12 protein-coding genes are annotated in these 15,342 nt (G+C 67.9%); 9 read left to right on the top strand and 3 right to left on the bottom strand.

Annotation, left to right across the window (positions count from 1 at the left end; translation table 11 throughout):
* Both U5771_RS32495 and U5771_RS32490 read right to left on the bottom strand, forming a co-directional pair.
* The coding region (locus U5771_RS32495; RefSeq protein ID WP_322027728.1) for a nuclear transport factor 2 family protein at positions 1-338 on the bottom strand (338 nt) is incomplete at its 3' end.
* 324 nt (positions 339-662) lie between these two features.
* Entirely contained in the window at positions 663-1,667 is a 1,005-nt protein-coding gene (locus U5771_RS32490; RefSeq protein WP_322027727.1) for an AraC family transcriptional regulator, read from the bottom strand.
* A gap of 136 nt (positions 1,668-1,803) precedes the next feature.
* On the opposite strand from U5771_RS32490, the gene U5771_RS32485 reads away from it, so the two are divergent.
* Genes U5771_RS32485 through U5771_RS32475 form a run of 3 tightly spaced genes read left to right on the top strand, consistent with a single transcriptional unit; the run spans position 1,804 to position 5,481 of the window.
* Complete coding sequence (locus tag U5771_RS32485) at positions 1,804-3,477, top strand: acyl-CoA synthetase (RefSeq protein ID WP_322027726.1); 1,674 nt, start codon at positions 1,804-1,806, stop codon at positions 3,475-3,477.
* 27 nt (positions 3,478-3,504) lie between these two features.
* Complete coding sequence (locus tag U5771_RS32480) at positions 3,505-4,272, top strand: 3-hydroxyacyl-CoA dehydrogenase (protein WP_322027725.1); 768 nt, start codon at positions 3,505-3,507, stop codon at positions 4,270-4,272.
* 18 nt (positions 4,273-4,290) lie between these two features.
* Entirely contained in the window at positions 4,291-5,481 is a 1,191-nt protein-coding gene (locus U5771_RS32475; RefSeq protein ID WP_322027724.1) for an acetyl-CoA C-acetyltransferase, read from the top strand.
* A gap of 112 nt (positions 5,482-5,593) precedes the next feature.
* On the opposite strand, the gene U5771_RS32470 is transcribed toward U5771_RS32475, so the two are convergent.
* Positions 5,594-6,286, bottom strand: coding sequence for a TetR/AcrR family transcriptional regulator (locus tag U5771_RS32470; RefSeq protein ID WP_322027723.1), 693 nt, complete (start codon positions 6,284-6,286; stop codon positions 5,594-5,596).
* 362 nt (positions 6,287-6,648) lie between these two features.
* On the opposite strand from U5771_RS32470, the gene U5771_RS32465 reads away from it, so the two are divergent.
* The 6 genes from U5771_RS32465 to U5771_RS32440 all read left to right on the top strand — a co-directional run bounded on the left by U5771_RS32465 (position 6,649) and on the right by U5771_RS32440 (position 15,291).
* Positions 6,649-7,929: a Zn-dependent hydrolase gene (locus U5771_RS32465; protein WP_322027722.1), complete on the top strand. Its 1,281-nt coding sequence runs from the start codon at positions 6,649-6,651 to the stop codon at positions 7,927-7,929.
* A 129-nt stretch (positions 7,930-8,058) separates the two neighbouring features.
* Entirely contained in the window at positions 8,059-9,396 is a 1,338-nt protein-coding gene (locus U5771_RS32460) for an NAD(P)-dependent oxidoreductase (protein ID WP_322027721.1), read from the top strand.
* Positions 9,397-9,487: 91 nt separating this feature from the next.
* Entirely contained in the window at positions 9,488-10,795 is a 1,308-nt protein-coding gene (gene preA, locus U5771_RS32455; protein ID WP_322027720.1) for an NAD-dependent dihydropyrimidine dehydrogenase subunit PreA, read from the top strand.
* A gap of 100 nt (positions 10,796-10,895) precedes the next feature.
* Positions 10,896-12,404: an NCS1 family nucleobase:cation symporter-1 gene (locus U5771_RS32450; RefSeq protein WP_322027719.1), complete on the top strand. Its 1,509-nt coding sequence runs from the start codon at positions 10,896-10,898 to the stop codon at positions 12,402-12,404.
* Positions 12,405-12,450: 46 nt separating this feature from the next.
* Entirely contained in the window at positions 12,451-13,908 is a 1,458-nt protein-coding gene (hydA, locus tag U5771_RS32445; RefSeq protein ID WP_322027718.1) for a dihydropyrimidinase, read from the top strand.
* Positions 13,909-14,292: 384 nt separating this feature from the next.
* On the top strand, positions 14,293-15,291 hold the full coding sequence (locus U5771_RS32440) for a nucleoside-specific channel-forming protein Tsx (RefSeq protein WP_322027717.1): 999 nt from the start codon (positions 14,293-14,295) through the stop codon (positions 15,289-15,291).
* Positions 15,292-15,342 lie beyond the last annotated feature (51 nt).

Raw genomic sequence — 15,342 nt, 5'->3', positions numbered from 1 at the left:
GGGGCGCCGGCATGTCGGTGCGCGGCAGTAGTGGTATAGGCGAACGTGCCGTTGAATACGGCGCCGTCGAAACAACCGGCAAGCATCACCTTCGTCGTAGTGAGGATCATCTCGCCGATCGCCCGTGCCTGCATCTCCCGGATATCGAGTGTGTCGAGACGCAGCAGTTTCGCTCGATGAGCGGACAAATCGTCATGCTTCGAAATGACCCGTCCGCTCGGTACGGTGAAGATCAGGTCGTCATCCAGCAACGCGTCGAGTGCGTCGACGTCGCTGGCGAGCATCGCCGCTCGAAGTGAGGCTTCGTACGGTTCGATGACTGCACGAACTGTATCCATATCGGGCCCTCGCAATCAGTTCGAAGAATCAGGATCCACACATGACGAACGGTGCGCCGGTAGATCGCGCGCGCGTACGGAATCGCTGCCAGCAGGGACACGGCAGATCCGACGACACCCAGCACTGAAGCGGCACCCTGAGCGACGGTCAGCATCGAAGCGACCTTGTTCGTACGGACCGGTCAGTATGTGGTCGCGCAGGGCGACGCGCAACGTTGCGCAGGGATCCGGTACGGCCGGTTCCGCGCCGCGTCATTGCCTGAGCCGGAAGCACCCGAAAGCCGACAGTCAACACACCGCGCAGGCTTCGGGGCAAACGGTCGCTCAATGTTCCGGTTGCGCCGCATTGACGTCGCGCCGAAACGCCCCCGGGCTCGTGCCTGTCCATTTCCGGAATGCGCGATGAAACGCGCTGGGCTCGGTAAATCCGAGCTCCGCCGCGATTTCCGCGACGCTGAGCGCGTGGCCGCGCAGCAGCGACTGGGCCAGCGCGCCGCGCAACTCGTCCTTGATCGACGCGAAGCTCTGTCCTTCGCTGCGCAAGCGTCGCCGCAGCGTCGCGGACGTCGTGCCGAGGCGCACGGCCAGCGTGTCGAAATCCGGCCACTCGGCGGCCGGCAACGCCTTCAGGTGCGCACGCGTCTTCGCGACCCAGCCGGTGTCGTGCCGGTAGCGGACCAGCAGGTTGCCGGGCGCGCCGCGCAGGAAGGTCTTCAGCGCCTGCGCGGAGCGGATCGTCGGCAGCGTGAGGTACGCGGCGTTGAACGCGAGCCGGCTGTCGGGGCGGTCGAAATGCACGGGTACGCCGAAGAACTGGTGGTAGTCGCCGCGCTGGTCGGGGCTCGGGCATGCGAAATCGATCCGCTGCAGCGGAATGCGCCGGCCAATCAGCCAGCAGGCCACGCCGAGCAGGATCAGCCAGAACGTCCGGTAAGCGAACGCTGAATAGGGGGCGCCGGCCTGCGTGAGGACGATCTGCGCCTGGCCGTCGGCGACCACGAGTTCGCCGTGCGGTTCGTCGAGCACCACGCGCAGGAACTGCAGCGCTCGTCTCAGTGCCTTTTCGAGCGTGCCCGCATGCAGCACGGCATGGCACAGCAGCGTGAAGCTGCCGCGCCGCATCGGGCGGGCTGCGAGCCCGAAGAATTCGTCGTCGATCGCGCCGGCGATCGCGAGCCACAGCCGGCCGTACTGTTGCGGCGTGACGGGCTCGCACACGGCGGCCGGCAAGCCGGCGGCGCGCAGCACGGGCTCGGCCGGAATCCGTTGCCGGCGCAGGCTCTCGAGCGCATCCTCGACGAAATCCGGCGAGATCATCTGCGGCCCCATTTTTTCATGTCCTCCAGACATGGCAAAAGCGATCACGATTCTAGATTCTGTTTGTCATTGATTGCAATGTGACGGCTGTCTACCATCATCGATATACCCCCGGTTCGCCGGCGGTCATAACGAACAGGAGACACGCATGCGTGATGGAGCAACCGCCCGGGTGGTGCCGGCCTACGTCGACGCCGTGGCCGGCTTCCGTATCGAGACCGCCGCCGCCCATCTGCACGGCGATCTGGAGCAGGGCCTGAACGCCTGCGTCGAATGCTGCGACCGGCATGCGGCGGCGGATCCGGACGCGATCGCGCTCGACTGGATCGACGTCGGCGGCCGGCACCGCAGCTTCACGTTCGCGCAGATGCAGGCGCTGTCGGCGCGTGTCGCGAACCTGCTGGTCGAGCAGGGCGTGAAGCCGGGCGACGTGGTCGCCGGCCTGTTGCCGCGCACGCCCGAACTCGTCGCGACGATCCTCGGCACATGGCGCGCGGGTGCCGTCTATCAGCCGCTCTTCACCGCGTTCGGACCGAAGGCGATCGAGCACCGGCTGCGCATGAGCGATGCTCGGCTGGTCGTCACCAACATCGCGAATCGCGCGAAGCTCGACGAGATCGTGGATTGCCCGCGAGTCGCGACGGTGCGCGAGGCCGGCGACGCGCTGCCGGCGCGCGACATCGATTTCCGTGCGGCGCTCGACGCACGGTCCGAGGTATTCGAACCGGTGCCGCGCAAGGGCACCGACCTGTTCATGATGATGTCGACGTCGGGCACGACGGGCTTGCCGAAGGGCGTGCCGGTGCCGCTGCGCGCGCTGCTCGCGTTCGGCGCATACATGCGCGACGCGGTGGACCTGCGCGACGGCGACCGTTTCTGGAACATCGCCGATCCGGGCTGGGCCTACGGCCTCTACTACGCGATCACGGGCCCGCTGCTGCTCGGCCATGCGACGACGCTGTACGAAGGCGGCTTCACGGTCGACAGCACCTACGACGTGATCGAGCGCCTCGGCATCACGAGCCTCGCCGGTTCGCCGACCGCGTACCGGATGCTGATGGCGGCCGGCACCGATGCGGCGGCGCGCCTGAAAGGGCAGCTGCGGGTCGTCAGCAGCGCGGGCGAACCGCTGAATCCGGAAGTCGTGCGCTGGTTCGACGCGGCGCTCGGCGCGCCGATCCATGACCACTACGGCCAGACCGAACTCGGCATGGTCGTGAACAATCATCACGGGCTCGCGCACGTCGTCCATGCCGGTTCGGCCGGTTTCGCGATGCCCGGCTATCGTGTCGCGGTGCTCGACGAAGCGAGCCGCGAACTCGGCCCCGGCGAGCCCGGCAATCTCGCGATCGACATCGCGCGCTCGCCGCTGCTGTGGTTCTCCGGCTACTGGCAGCAGGACACGCCGGCGATCGCGGGCGGCTACTACCGGACCGGCGACAACGTCGAGCTCGAGCCGGACGGCACGGTGAGCTTCATCGGCCGCGCGGACGACGTGATCACGTCGTCCGGCTACCGGATCGGCCCGTTCGACGTGGAAAGCGCGCTGATCGAGCATCCGGCCGTCAGCGAGGCCGCGGTGATCGGCGTGCCGGACCCGGAGCGCACGGAGATCGTCAAGGCGTTCGTCGTGCTGTCGACGGGCCATGAAGGCACGCCGGCGCTGGCCGACGAACTGAGCCAGCACGTGAAGCGGCGGCTGTCGGCCCACGCGTATCCGCGCGCGATCGACTTCGTCGACACGCTGCCGAAAACCCCGAGCGGCAAGATCCAGCGCTTCGTGCTGCGCAAGATGGAAGCCGAGAAGGTCGCTCAATCCTGACCATCGAATACTGACTACGGACTGCGAATGAACATCAAGGATCGCGTTTTTCTGATTACGGGCGCCGGTTCGGGCCTCGGCGCCGCGGTGGCGCGCATGGTGGTCGCCGAAGGCGGCAAGGCCGTGCTGCTGGACGTCAATGAAGACGCCGGCGCGAGCCTCGCGCACGAATTCGGCACCTCCGCACGCTTCGTGAAGACCGACGTGACGAGCGAAGCCGACGGGCAGGCCGCCGTTGCCGCCGCGCGCGACGCGTTCGGCCGCATCGATGCGCTCGTGAACTGCGCGGGCGTCGCGCCGGGCGAGAAGGTCGTCGGCCGCGACGGTCCGCATTCGCTCGACCGCTTCGCGCGTGCGGTGTCGATCAACCTGATCGGCACGTTCAACATGATCCGGCTCGCCGCCGATGCGATGTCGAAGCAGGACGCCGACGCGGAAGGCGAGCGCGGCGTGATCGTCAACACCGCGTCGGTCGCGGCGTTCGACGGACAGATCGGGCAGGCCGCGTATGCGGCATCGAAGAGCGGCGTGGTGGGCATGACGCTGCCGATCGCGCGCGAACTCGCGCGGTTCGGCATTCGCGTGGTGACGATCGCGCCGGGCATCTTCGCGACGCCGATGATGGCCGGCATGCCGCAGGACGTGCAGGACGCGCTCGGCAAGAGCGTGCCGTTCCCGCCGCGGCTCGGCCGCCCCGACGAATTCGCGGCGCTGGTGCGCCACATCGCCGAGAATACGATGCTGAACGGCGAAGTCATCCGTCTCGATGGCGCGCTGCGCATGGCACCGCGCTGATACTGGAGGAACATGATCATGACGACACAGGATCCGATCGTAATCGTCGGCGCGGCGCGCACGCCGATGGGTGGTTTTCAGGGCGACCTGGCCGCGGCCAGCGCGAGCGAGCTCGGCGCGGTGGCGATTCGCGCGGCGCTCGAACGCGCGCGGGTGCCGTCCGAGCGCATCGATGAAATCGTGTTCGGCTGCGTGCTGCCGGCCGGCCAGGGCCAGGCGCCGGCGCGGCAGGCCGCGCTGAAGGCCGGCTTGCCGCTGGGTGCGGGCGCGACCACGGTGAACAAGATGTGCGGTTCCGGGATGAAGGCCGCGATGTTCGCGCACGACCTGCTGCTGGCCGGCTCGGCGGACGTGGCGGTCGCGGGCGGGATGGAGAGCATGTCGAATGCGCCGTACCTGCTGCCGAAGGCGCGCGCGGGGATGCGCATGGGTCACGGCCAGGTGCTCGACCACATGTTCCTCGACGGGCTCGAGGACGCGTACGACAAGGGCCGGCTGATGGGCACGTTCGCGGAGGATTGCGCGCAGGCCTACCAGTTCACGCGCGAGGAACAGGACGCGTTCGCGATCGCGTCGCTGACGCGCGCGCAACGCGCGATCGCGGAAGGCCGCTTCGTATCGGAGATCGCGCCGGTGACCGTGAAGGCCGGCAAGACGGAAGCCGTCATATCGATCGACGAGCAACCGGGCAACGCGAAACTCGACAAGATTCCGACGCTCAAGCCGGCGTTCCGCGAAGGCGGCACGGTGACGGCGGCCAATTCGTCGTCGATTTCCGACGGTGCGGCCGCGCTCGTGATGATGCGTCGCTCGGAGGCAGACCGGCTCGGCCTCGCGCCGAAGGCGGTGATCGTCGGGCATTCGACCTACGCGAACAAGCCGGGCCTGTTCGCGACGGCACCGATCGGCGCGATCCGCAAGCTGTCGGAGAAAACCGGCTGGAACCTGCGCGACGTCGACCTGTTTGAGATCAACGAAGCCTTCGCGGTGGTTGCGATGGCCGCGATGCGCGATCTCGACCTGTCGCACGACAAGGTCAACGTGCACGGCGGCGCGTGCGCGCTCGGCCATCCGATCGGTGCATCGGGTGCACGCGTGATGGTGACGCTGCTGGCCGCGCTCGAAGCGTATGGCCTGAAGCGCGGCGTCGCGTCGCTGTGCATCGGCGGCGGCGAGGCGACGGCGATCGCGATCGAGCGCGTCGCGTAACGCGAATGCATTGATGCGTCACGCGCGAGACGGCACGGATGCCGTCTCGCGATGCGGGCGGCGGGCATGGTGCCCGTCGCCCGTTCTGCTTTTCGAGGCGCGCGCGATCGCGCTACGCGTTCGCCTTCGGCGACACCGCCCCGCACGCGCGAATCACGAGCTGCACGACCTGCTCGGTCTTCTCGGCGAACGCCTTTTGCGTGAACGCACGCTTGCCGCTCAGCGCGCGGATCTGCGCATCGAAATCCGCATAGTGCTGAGTGGTCGCCCAGATCAGATACATCAGCGCGTGCGCATCGATCGGCGCGAGCAGTCCGCGCGCGATCCAGCCTTCGATCACCTTCACGCGCGTGTCGAACCAGGGCTTCACGCGTTCCGACAGGATGTCCTGCATGTGGGCGGCACCGTGGATGATCTCGTTGGCCCATACCTTCGAACCGAGCGGGCGCCGTCGCGACAGATCCATCTTCGCGCGCACGTAGCCGCCGATCGCCTCGACCGGATCGTCGCTGGCCTCGAACGATCCGGCCGCGCGGTGCCAGTCTTCGAACAGGTCGTCGAGCACACGACGGTACAGCGCAAGCTTCGTCGGGAAGTAGTAATGCAGGTTCGCCTTGGGCAGGCCCGCACGTTCGGCGATCATTGCGGTGCTCGCGCCGTCGAGCCCGCGCTCCGCGAACACGGCTTCCGCACAGGCCAGCAGATGCGCTTCGTTGGACTCGCGGATGTGCGCCTTGCGTCGCCGCAATGGCGAGCCCGTTTCGTCGTGGCCGGTGTCGTCGGCGGCCGCATCGTCATGTCTCATCGTTACCCTCGCGCGGCGGGCATGCCGCGTTGGGCTTCATTCTAGCTGCTGGTTCGCATCGAACGCACGTGCCCGCACACATCGGCACGCGCGATGCTGCGATGCGGTGGCACGTTTCTCGCTCCATCGGCTCACGCAAGAAAGACATTGCGCTGGGCATTTTGATCGTCTAAAACCTGTCCAATCGGACAGGATTTGACGCGCGACGGAATGCAGTGCCGGCAATCCGCCGATCGATCGGACGAATCACGCGAACGATGCACACCTGCACCTCGCAGGTGCGGATTTGCCCCGACGGCAGCAAGGCGCGCACCGGCATCGACCGGGATGACGACATGACCGACCCCACAGGAGCGATACGAATGGACGCGGTATCGGAAACAGTGAAGCGGGCAGCATTCGACACGTCGATCAAGGTCGACGGCAGGCGGTTGTGGGACAGCCTGATGGAGGTCGCGAAGATCGGTGCAACGCCGAAGGGCGGCGTCAGCCGCCTCGCGCTGACCGATCTCGACAAGGCCGGCCGCGACCTGATCGTCGGCTGGGCGAAAGCCGCCGGCTGCACGGTGACGGTCGATACGATGGGCAACGTCTTCATGCGCCGCGCGGGCCGCGTGGCCGACGCGGCGCCGGTCGTCACCGGTTCGCATGCGGATTCGCAGCCGACGGGCGGCCGCTTCGACGGCATCTACGGCGTGCTCGGCGGCCTCGAGGTGATTCGCAGTCTCAACGATCACGGCATCGAGACCGAGCATCCGGTCGAGGTCGTGATCTGGACCAACGAGGAAGGCTCGCGTTTCGCGCCGGCGATGGTTGCATCGGGTGTGTTCGCGGGCGTGTTCCCGCTCGAGTACGGGCTGTCGCGCAAGGACGTCGACGGCAAGACGATCGGCGAGGAACTCGCGCGCATCGGCTACGCGGGCGACGTGCCGTGCGGCGGCCGCAAGCTGCACGCGGCGTTCGAGCTGCATATCGAGCAGGGGCCGATTCTCGAGGCGGAGTGCAAGACGATCGGCGTCGTGACGGACGCGCAGGGGCAGCGCTGGTACGAGATCACGTTCACCGGCCAGGAAGCGCACGCGGGGCCGACGCCGATGCCGCGCCGCCGCGACGCGCTGCTCGGCGCATCGCGCGTGGTCGATCTCGTGAACCGGATCGGCCTCGATCACGCGCCGTTCGGCTGCGCGACGGTCGGGATGATGCAGGTTCACCCGAACTCGCGCAACGTGATTCCGGGCCGCGTGTTCTTCACCGTCGATTTCCGTCATCCGGACGACGCCGTGCTCGCGAAGATGGACGCCGCGCTGCGCGACGGCGTCGCGCGTATCGCGGGCGAGATCGGGCTCGACACCGCGCTCGAGCAGATTTTCTACTACAAGCCCGTCGCGTTCGATCCGGCCTGCGTGGCGGCCGTGCGCGGCGCGGCCGACCGCTTCGGCTACTCGCATCGCGACATCGTGTCGGGCGCGGGACACGATGCGTGCTACCTGGCGCAGGTCGCGCCGACGTCGATGGTGTTCGTGCCCTGCGTCGACGGCATCAGCCACAACGAGATCGAGGACGCGACGCCTGCGTGGATCGAGGCCGGCGCGAACGTGCTGCTGCACGCGATGCTGTCGCGCGCATGCGAGCCGGCTTCATGACGGATCGGATATAGCACAGCCGGCAGGCCGATCATCGCCTGACCGTGGCACGCCTGATGCATGACCGCCCCGACTGTGCATTCGCAGCCGGCGGGGACGGCTTTGTCTCCACCAGTCGAAGGAACGCGTATGACCACCAAGCCAACCGGCGATATCGCCGCGCATCGCCTGTCGTCCACGCAACTCTCGTGCGAATTCGCCGATATCGCGCCGCTGCTCGATCCGACCGCCGCCGCGGCCGCCGCCAGCCGCTGCCACTACTGCTACGACGCACCGTGCGTGCAGGCGTGCCCGACGCAGATCGATATCCCGAGCTTCATCCGCAAGATCGGCAACGGCAACCTGAAGGGCGCGGCGACCGACATCCTGTCCGCGAATCCGCTCGGCGGGATGTGCGCACGCGTATGCCCGACCGAGATCCTGTGCGAAGGCGCGTGCGTGCGCAATCACCAGGATGCGCAGCCGGTCGCCATCGGCGCGCTGCAGCGGCACGCGACCGACTGGGCGATGGCGAGCGGCGCGGTGCGCTTCACGCGTGCACCCGATACGGGGCGGCATGTTGCGGTGGTCGGCGCGGGGCCGGCCGGGCTCGCCTGCGCGCACCGGCTCGCGGTGGCCGGGCATCGCGTCACGCTGTTCGACGCGCGACCGAAGGCGGGCGGCCTGAACGAATACGGGATCGCCGCGTACAAGACCGTCGACGATTTCGCGCAGCGCGAAGTCGAGTGGCTGCTGTCGGTCGGCGGCATTGCGCTGGAGACGGGTGTCGCGCTCGGCCGCGACGTGACGCTCGACGCGCTGCGCGAGCGGCATGACGCGGTGTTTCTCGCGATGGGCCTGGGCGGCGTGCGCACGCTCGCGATCGACGGCGAGCAATTGACCGGCGTGATGAACGCGGTCGACTTCATCGAGCAGGTGCGGCAGGCGGACCGGCTGGAGAACGTGCCGGTCGGGCGGCGCGTGGTCGTGATCGGCGGCGGCAACACGGCGATCGACGCGTCCGTGCAGAGCCGCAAGCTCGGCGCGGCGCGCGTGACGATGGTGTACCGGCGCGGCGTGGACGCGATGAGCGCGACCTGGGCCGAGCGCGAGTTCGCGCAGAAGAGTGGCGTCACGCTCGTCACGCACGCGAAGCCGGTGCGCATCGCGGGCGCGGACGGGCACGTGACGGGCGTCGAATTCGAGGCCGCGTCGGGCGAGCGCTTCACCGTCGACGCGGACATGGTGCTGAAGGCGATCGGCCAGACGCTGGTGCCGGACGGGGTTGCGACCGCGCTGCTCACGGCGGACGGTACGCGCATCGCGGTCGATGCGGACGGACGCACGGCGTTGCCCGACGTGTGGGCCGGCGGCGATTGCGCGGCGACGGACGGCATCGACCTGACGGTGCAGGCCGTGCAGGACGGCAAGCGCGCGGCGGCCGCGATCGACGCGGCGCTCGCGCAGCGCGACGCCAAGGCCGCGTGAGCGCGGCATACGCGACGGCATCGCGCGCATTGCATGCATTGCGCGTGCCACGCGGATCACGATAAACGCCCCCATTTTCACGGAGCCGAACATGGCCGACCTTCGCTGCACCATCGCAGGCATCACTTCGCCGAATCCCTTCTGGCTGGCCTCCGCGCCGCCGACCGACAAGGCGTACAACGTCAACCGCGCGTTCGAGGCAGGCTGGGGCGGCGTCGTCTGGAAGACGCTCGGGCTCGATCCGCACGTCGTCAATGTGAGCTCGCGCTACGGCGCGGTGCAGTGGAACGGCCAGCGGATCGCCGGGCTGAACAACATCGAGCTGATCACCGACCGGCCGCTCGACGTGAACCTGAGAGAGATCGCGCAGGTGAAGCGCGACTGGCCCGACCGCGCGCTGATCGTGTCGCTGATGGTGCCGTGCAACGAGCGCGACTGGAAATGGATCCTGCCGCTCGTCGAGGATACGGGCGCCGATGCGGTCGAGCTGAACTTCGGCTGCCCGCACGGGATGAGCGAGCGCGGGATGGGCGCGGCCGTCGGGCAGGTGCCGGAATACGTCGAGATGGTCACGCGCTGGGTCAAGGAAGGCACGAAGCTGCCGTGCCTCGTGAAGCTCACGCCGAACATCAGCGACATCCGGATGGGATCGCGCGCCGCGTACAAGGGCGGCGCGGACGGCGTGTCGCTGATCAACACGATCAACTCGATCGTCGCGGTGGACCTCGACCAGATGGCGCCGATGCCGACCGTCGACGGCAAGGGCACGCACGGCGGCTATTGCGGCCCGGCGGTCAAGCCGATCGCGCTGAACATGGTCGCGGAGATCGCGCGCGACCCGGAAACGCCGAACCTGCCGATCTCCGGCATCGGCGGGATTTCGTCGTGGCGCGACGCGGCGGAGTTCATGGTGCTCGGCGCCGGCAGCGTGCAGGTGTGCACCGCCGCGATGCATTACGGATTCCGGATCGTCTCCGATCTCGCCGACGGGCTGTCGAACTGGATGGACGAGAAGGGCTACGCGACGCTCGACGACGTGCGCGGCCGCGCGGTGCCGAACGTCACCGACTGGAAATACCTGAACCTGAAGTACGACATCAAGGCGCGCATCGACCAGGACCGCTGCATCCAGTGCGGGCTGTGCCATATCGCGTGCGAGGACACGTCGCACCAGGCGATCACCGCCGTGAAGGACGGCGTGCGGCATTTCGAAGTGGTGGATGCGGAGTGCGTCGGGTGCAATCTTTGCATGCATGTGTGTCCGGTCGAGCAATGCATCACGATGGAGCGGGTCGACGCGGGCGACTACGCGAACTGGACCACGCATCCGAACAACCCGGCGCGGGCCGACGCGGGGGCGAGCCCGGCGGAACCCGCGAAGCACGCGAAGGCGGCCTGACCGGCGGCCGGCGGCGCGGTATCGCCCGCGCTGCTGCTTGTGTCCTGTCCTGCCGGCATCGCACGATGCCGGCGCTGACGTTTACGTGGAGCAGCGTTCGATGAAACCAGCAGCGATTCCCGCCGATCCCGACAGCGCCGCGGCGCCGGCCGGCAGCCTGTACAACGACGATCTCGCGCCGACGACAGCGGCGCAGCGCACCTGGCGGTGGTATCACTTCGCGGCGCTGTGGGTCGGGATGGTGATGAACATCGCGTCGTACATGCTCGCGGCCGGGCTGATCCAGGAAGGCATGTCGCCGTGGCAGGCGGTGCTGACCGTGTTGCTCGGCAACCTGATCGTGCTCGTGCCGATGCTGCTGATCGGGCATGCGGGCGCGAAGCACGGGATTCCGTACGCGGTGCTCGTGCGCGCGTCGTTCGGCACGCAGGGCGCGAAGCTGCCCGCGTTGTTGCGGGCGATCGTCGCGTGCGGCTGGTACGGCATTCAGACCTGGCTCGGCGGCAGCGCGATCTACACGCTGCTGAACATCCTGACCGGCAACGCGCTGCACGGCGCCGCGCTGCCGCTCGTCGGCATCTCGTTCGGGCAGCTCGCGTGCTTCCTCGTGTTCTGGGCGCTGCAGCTGTACTTCATTCTGCACGGCACCGATTCGATCCGCTGGCTCGAGAGCTGGTCCGCGCCGATCAAGGTCGTGATGTGCATCGCGCTCGTGTGGTGGGCGACGTCGCAGGCGGGCGGCTTCGGCACGATGCTGTCGGCGCCGTCGCAGTTCGTCGCGGGCGGCAAGAAGGCCGGACTCTTCTGGGCGACGTTCTGGCCGGGCCTGACCGCGATGGTCGGCTTCTGGGCGACGCTCGCGCTGAACATTCCCGACTTCACGCGTTTCGCGCATTCGCAGCGCGACCAGGTGATCGGGCAGTCGATCGGGCTGCCGCTGCCGATGGCGCTGCTGTCGGTGGTGTCGGTCGTCGTGACGTCGGCCACCGTCGTGATCTACGGCAACGCGATCTGGGATCCGATCGACCTGACGAGCCGGATGACCGGCATCGGCGTCGGCATCGCGCTCGTGATCCTCACGCTCGACACGATGTGCTGCAACCTCGCGGCGAACCTGGTCGGGCCCGCTTACGACTTCTCGAGCCTGTGGCCGAAGGCGATCTCGTATCGTACGGGCGGGCTGATCACCGCGACGCTCGCGATCGTGATGATGCCGTGGAAGATCCTCGCGACGACGGACGGCTACATCTTCACCTGGCTCGTCGGCTATTCGGCGCTGCTCGGGCCGGTCGCGGGCATCCTGATGGTCGACTACTTCCTGATTCGCGGCACCCGGCTCGAGACGCGCGCGCTGTTCGACGAGCGCGGCGACTTCAGCTATGCGCGCGGCTGGAATCCGGCCGCGCTGGCCGCGCTCGCGGTCGGCGTGCTGCCGAACCTGCCCGGCTTCCTGCATACCGCATTCCCCGCGTCGTTCCCGAACGTGCCGGCGTTCTTCAACACGCTTTACACGTATGCGTGGTTCGTCGGCCTCGTGCTGGCGTCCGGCGTGTACGGCAGCTGGATGAAGTGGCGCGCCGGACAGCGCGCGCAGATCGCGAACGCGTGATGCGCGAACGCATGCGGCACCCGACAGTCAACGAGGAGGCAACGACATGGCAATCCTGATTCGCGGCGGCACCGTGGTCGATGCGGACCGCACCTATCGCGCGGACGTACTGTGTGCCGACCCGCAGGACGGCGGCACGATCCTGCAGATCGCGGAGACGATCGACGCGCCGGCCGGCGCGACGGTGGTCGATGCGCACGACCAGTACGTGATGCCGGGCGGCATCGATCCGCATACGCACATGGAACTGCCGTTCATGGGCACGACGGCAAGCGACGATTTCTATTCGGGCACGGCCGCCGGGTTGTCGGGCGGCACGACCAGCATCATCGACTTCGTGATTCCGAGCCCGAAGCAGCCGTTGATGGACGCATTCCACGAGTGGCGCGGCTGGGCCGAGAAGGCGGCCGCCGACTACGGCTTCCACGTGGCCGTCACGTGGTGGGACGAATCGGTGCACCGCGACATGGGCACGCTCGTGCGCGAGCACGGCGTGTCGAGCTTCAAGCACTTCATGGCGTACAAGAACGCGATCATGGCCGACGACGAGGTCCTGGTGAACAGCTTCTCGCGTTCGCTCGAACTCGGCGCGCTGCCGACCGTGCACGCGGAGAACGGCGAGCTCGTGTTCCAGTTGCAGAAGGCGCTGCTCGCGCGCGGGATGACGGGGCCGGAGGCGCACCCGCTGTCGCGGCCGCCCGAGGTCGAAGGCGAGGCCGCGAACCGCGCGATCCGCATCGCGCAGGTGCTCGGCGTGCCCGTGTATATCGTGCACGTGTCGGCGAAGGATGCGGTCGATGCGATCACGCGCGCGCGCAGCGAAGGGCTGCGCGTGTTCGGCGAGGTGCTGCCGGGCCACCTGGTGATCGACGAGGCGGTGTATCGCGACCCGGACTGGACCCGTGCGGCCGCGCACGTGATGAGCCCGCCGTTCCGCTCGGCCGAGCATCGCGAAGCGCTGTGGCGCGGGCTGCAAGCCGGGCAGCTGCATACGACGGCGACCGATCACTGCGTGTTCTGCGCATCGCAGAAGGCGATGGGCCGCGAGGATTTCACGAAGATCCCGAACGGCTGCGGCGGCGTCGAGGACCGCATGTCGGTGCTGTGGCATCACGGCGTGAATCATGGTCGCATCACGCCGAACGAATTCGTGCGGATCACGTCGACGAACGCCGCGCAGATCTTCAACCTGTATCCGCGCAAGGGGGCGGTGCAGGTCGGCGCCGATGCCGACCTGGTCGTATGGGATCCGGCCGCGACGAAGACGATCTCGGTGAAGACCCATCACCAGCAGGTCGACTTCAACGTGTTCGAAGGGATGACGGTGCAGGGCGTCGCGACCCACACGCTCACGCGCGGCGCGCTCGCATGGGCCGACGGCGAGCTGCGTGCGGTGCGCGGCGCGGGCCGTTATCTGAAGCGGCCGCCCGCGGCCGGCTACTACGAGGCCGCGCGCATCGCGAACCGGCTGCGCGAGCCGCATCCGGTCGAGCGCGCCAGCTGACTCGCGCGTGGCACGTGGGGCGCGGCCGTTTGCGCGGCGCGCCCCGAACGCGTCCGGCTCCCCGCTCCGGACAGCCCTCCGGATTCACGACGGACGACAGCGGGCGATCGGCGGGACGGCCCCCCCGCAGGCATCGTCCGGATTCCTTGTCGCCTTTGCATCCTGTCCGTCCGGTCAATATATGGCATGGCTTGTGCTTCATCCCCTCCGTTTTATCCGCGGAACGGTCTGAATGCTGACTGACCGGTCAAGTTCGGCGCGCACGCGCACCTGAAGCAGGCGGCGCGCCCGAATCTGGGGCAGCGGCCGGCCGCGGCGATCCGGGCCCGACGCAAGTCGTCGGGATATCGACAAGAGCAACGATCGGAAGACGGGATCCAGCGCATGTATGTAGAACAACTGAGCAAGTTGCCGAAGGGCGAAGGAAGCGAATGGCGCGCGGCGGCGTGGACGGGCGCCATCCTGCTCGCGCTGTCGGCGGGCATGCCGGCCGCGTCGGTCGCGCAGGAGGCGGGCACCGTCGCGGCGGCGGCCGGCACCCAGCTCGCCGAGAGCGGCGCGGTCGCGCCGAATGCGCCGCCGGCACCCGCGCCTTCGCCGTATCTGTCGACGTGGTTTCACCAGAGCCTCGGCGTGATCGGGTCGAAGGACATCCGTTTCGGGCCGCACACGACCAACGACGTGTACCTGGAATACGAATACTTCGGCCGCAAGGGGCCGTTCGACCTGTACGGCTATGTCGACCTGCCGCGCGCGATCGGCGTCGGCAACGGCTACGACTCCGGCTATACGAACAAGGGCTCGCCGCTGTTCAGCGAGCAGGAGCCGCGCGTGTCGATCGACGATCTGGTTGGCCGGCATCTCGGCTTCGGACCGTTCAAGGAATGGTACGTCGCGTTCGACTGGATCTACGACCAGGGGCACAACACGGCGGGGCGGCAGAACACGCTGTATGCGGGCTTCGGCACCGACATCGACACGCATACGAAGCTGATGCTGTCCGCGAACCTGTACGTGCGCCGGCAATGGGAGAACTACGGTGCGGCCAACCAGAACACGTGGGACGGCTACCGCGCGCAGATGAAATACATCTACCCGATCGGCACGTTCCACGGCGGCAGCCTGACCTACGTCGGGTTCTTCAACTACGACTTCGGTTCGAAGCTGCGCGAGGAGACGGGCGGCAATGCGCGCACCGACACGGCGTTCGTGTCGACCAACGTGCTGATCTATTCGTTCAAGCACTGGCGTTTCTGGACCGCGGCCCGCTATTTCCACAACGGCGGCCAGTGGGGTGGCACCGAGCTGAATTTCGGCGACGGGCCGTTCCAGAACCGGTCGACCGGCTGGGGCTACTACGCGAGCGTCGGCTACCAGTTCTGACGGGCCCGTGCCCGCGACACGATCATGAATCTCATACGAACGAGGCAAACC

It is taken from the genome of Burkholderia sp. BCC1977 (genome assembly GCF_905339595.1).
Classification (GTDB): domain Bacteria; phylum Pseudomonadota; class Gammaproteobacteria; order Burkholderiales; family Burkholderiaceae; genus Burkholderia.
This window is presented reverse-complemented; position numbering and strand designations above follow the sequence as displayed.

Bases quoted from the DNA above. Each gene is read 5' to 3' on its own strand.
- U5771_RS32440 (WP_322027717.1), top strand. From the start codon at position 14,293: ATGTATGTAGAACAACTGAGCAAGTTGCCGAAGGGCGAAGGAAGCGAA.
- U5771_RS32460 (WP_322027721.1), top strand. From the start codon at position 8,059: ATGACCACCAAGCCAACCGGCGATATCGCCGCGCATCGCCTGTCGTCC.
- U5771_RS32480 (WP_322027725.1), top strand. From the start codon at position 3,505: ATGAACATCAAGGATCGCGTTTTTCTGATTACGGGCGCCGGTTCGGGC.
- U5771_RS32465 (WP_322027722.1), top strand. From the start codon at position 6,649: ATGGACGCGGTATCGGAAACAGTGAAGCGGGCAGCATTCGACACGTCG.
- U5771_RS32450 (WP_322027719.1), top strand. From the start codon at position 10,896: ATGAAACCAGCAGCGATTCCCGCCGATCCCGACAGCGCCGCGGCGCCG.
- U5771_RS32490 (WP_322027727.1), bottom strand. From the start codon at position 1,667: ATGGGGCCGCAGATGATCTCGCCGGATTTCGTCGAGGATGCGCTCGAG.
- hydA (WP_322027718.1), top strand. From the start codon at position 12,451: ATGGCAATCCTGATTCGCGGCGGCACCGTGGTCGATGCGGACCGCACC.
- U5771_RS32475 (WP_322027724.1), top strand. From the start codon at position 4,291: ATGACGACACAGGATCCGATCGTAATCGTCGGCGCGGCGCGCACGCCG.
- preA (WP_322027720.1), top strand. From the start codon at position 9,488: ATGGCCGACCTTCGCTGCACCATCGCAGGCATCACTTCGCCGAATCCC.
- U5771_RS32470 (WP_322027723.1), bottom strand. From the start codon at position 6,286: ATGAGACATGACGATGCGGCCGCCGACGACACCGGCCACGACGAAACG.
- U5771_RS32485 (WP_322027726.1), top strand. From the start codon at position 1,804: ATGCGTGATGGAGCAACCGCCCGGGTGGTGCCGGCCTACGTCGACGCC.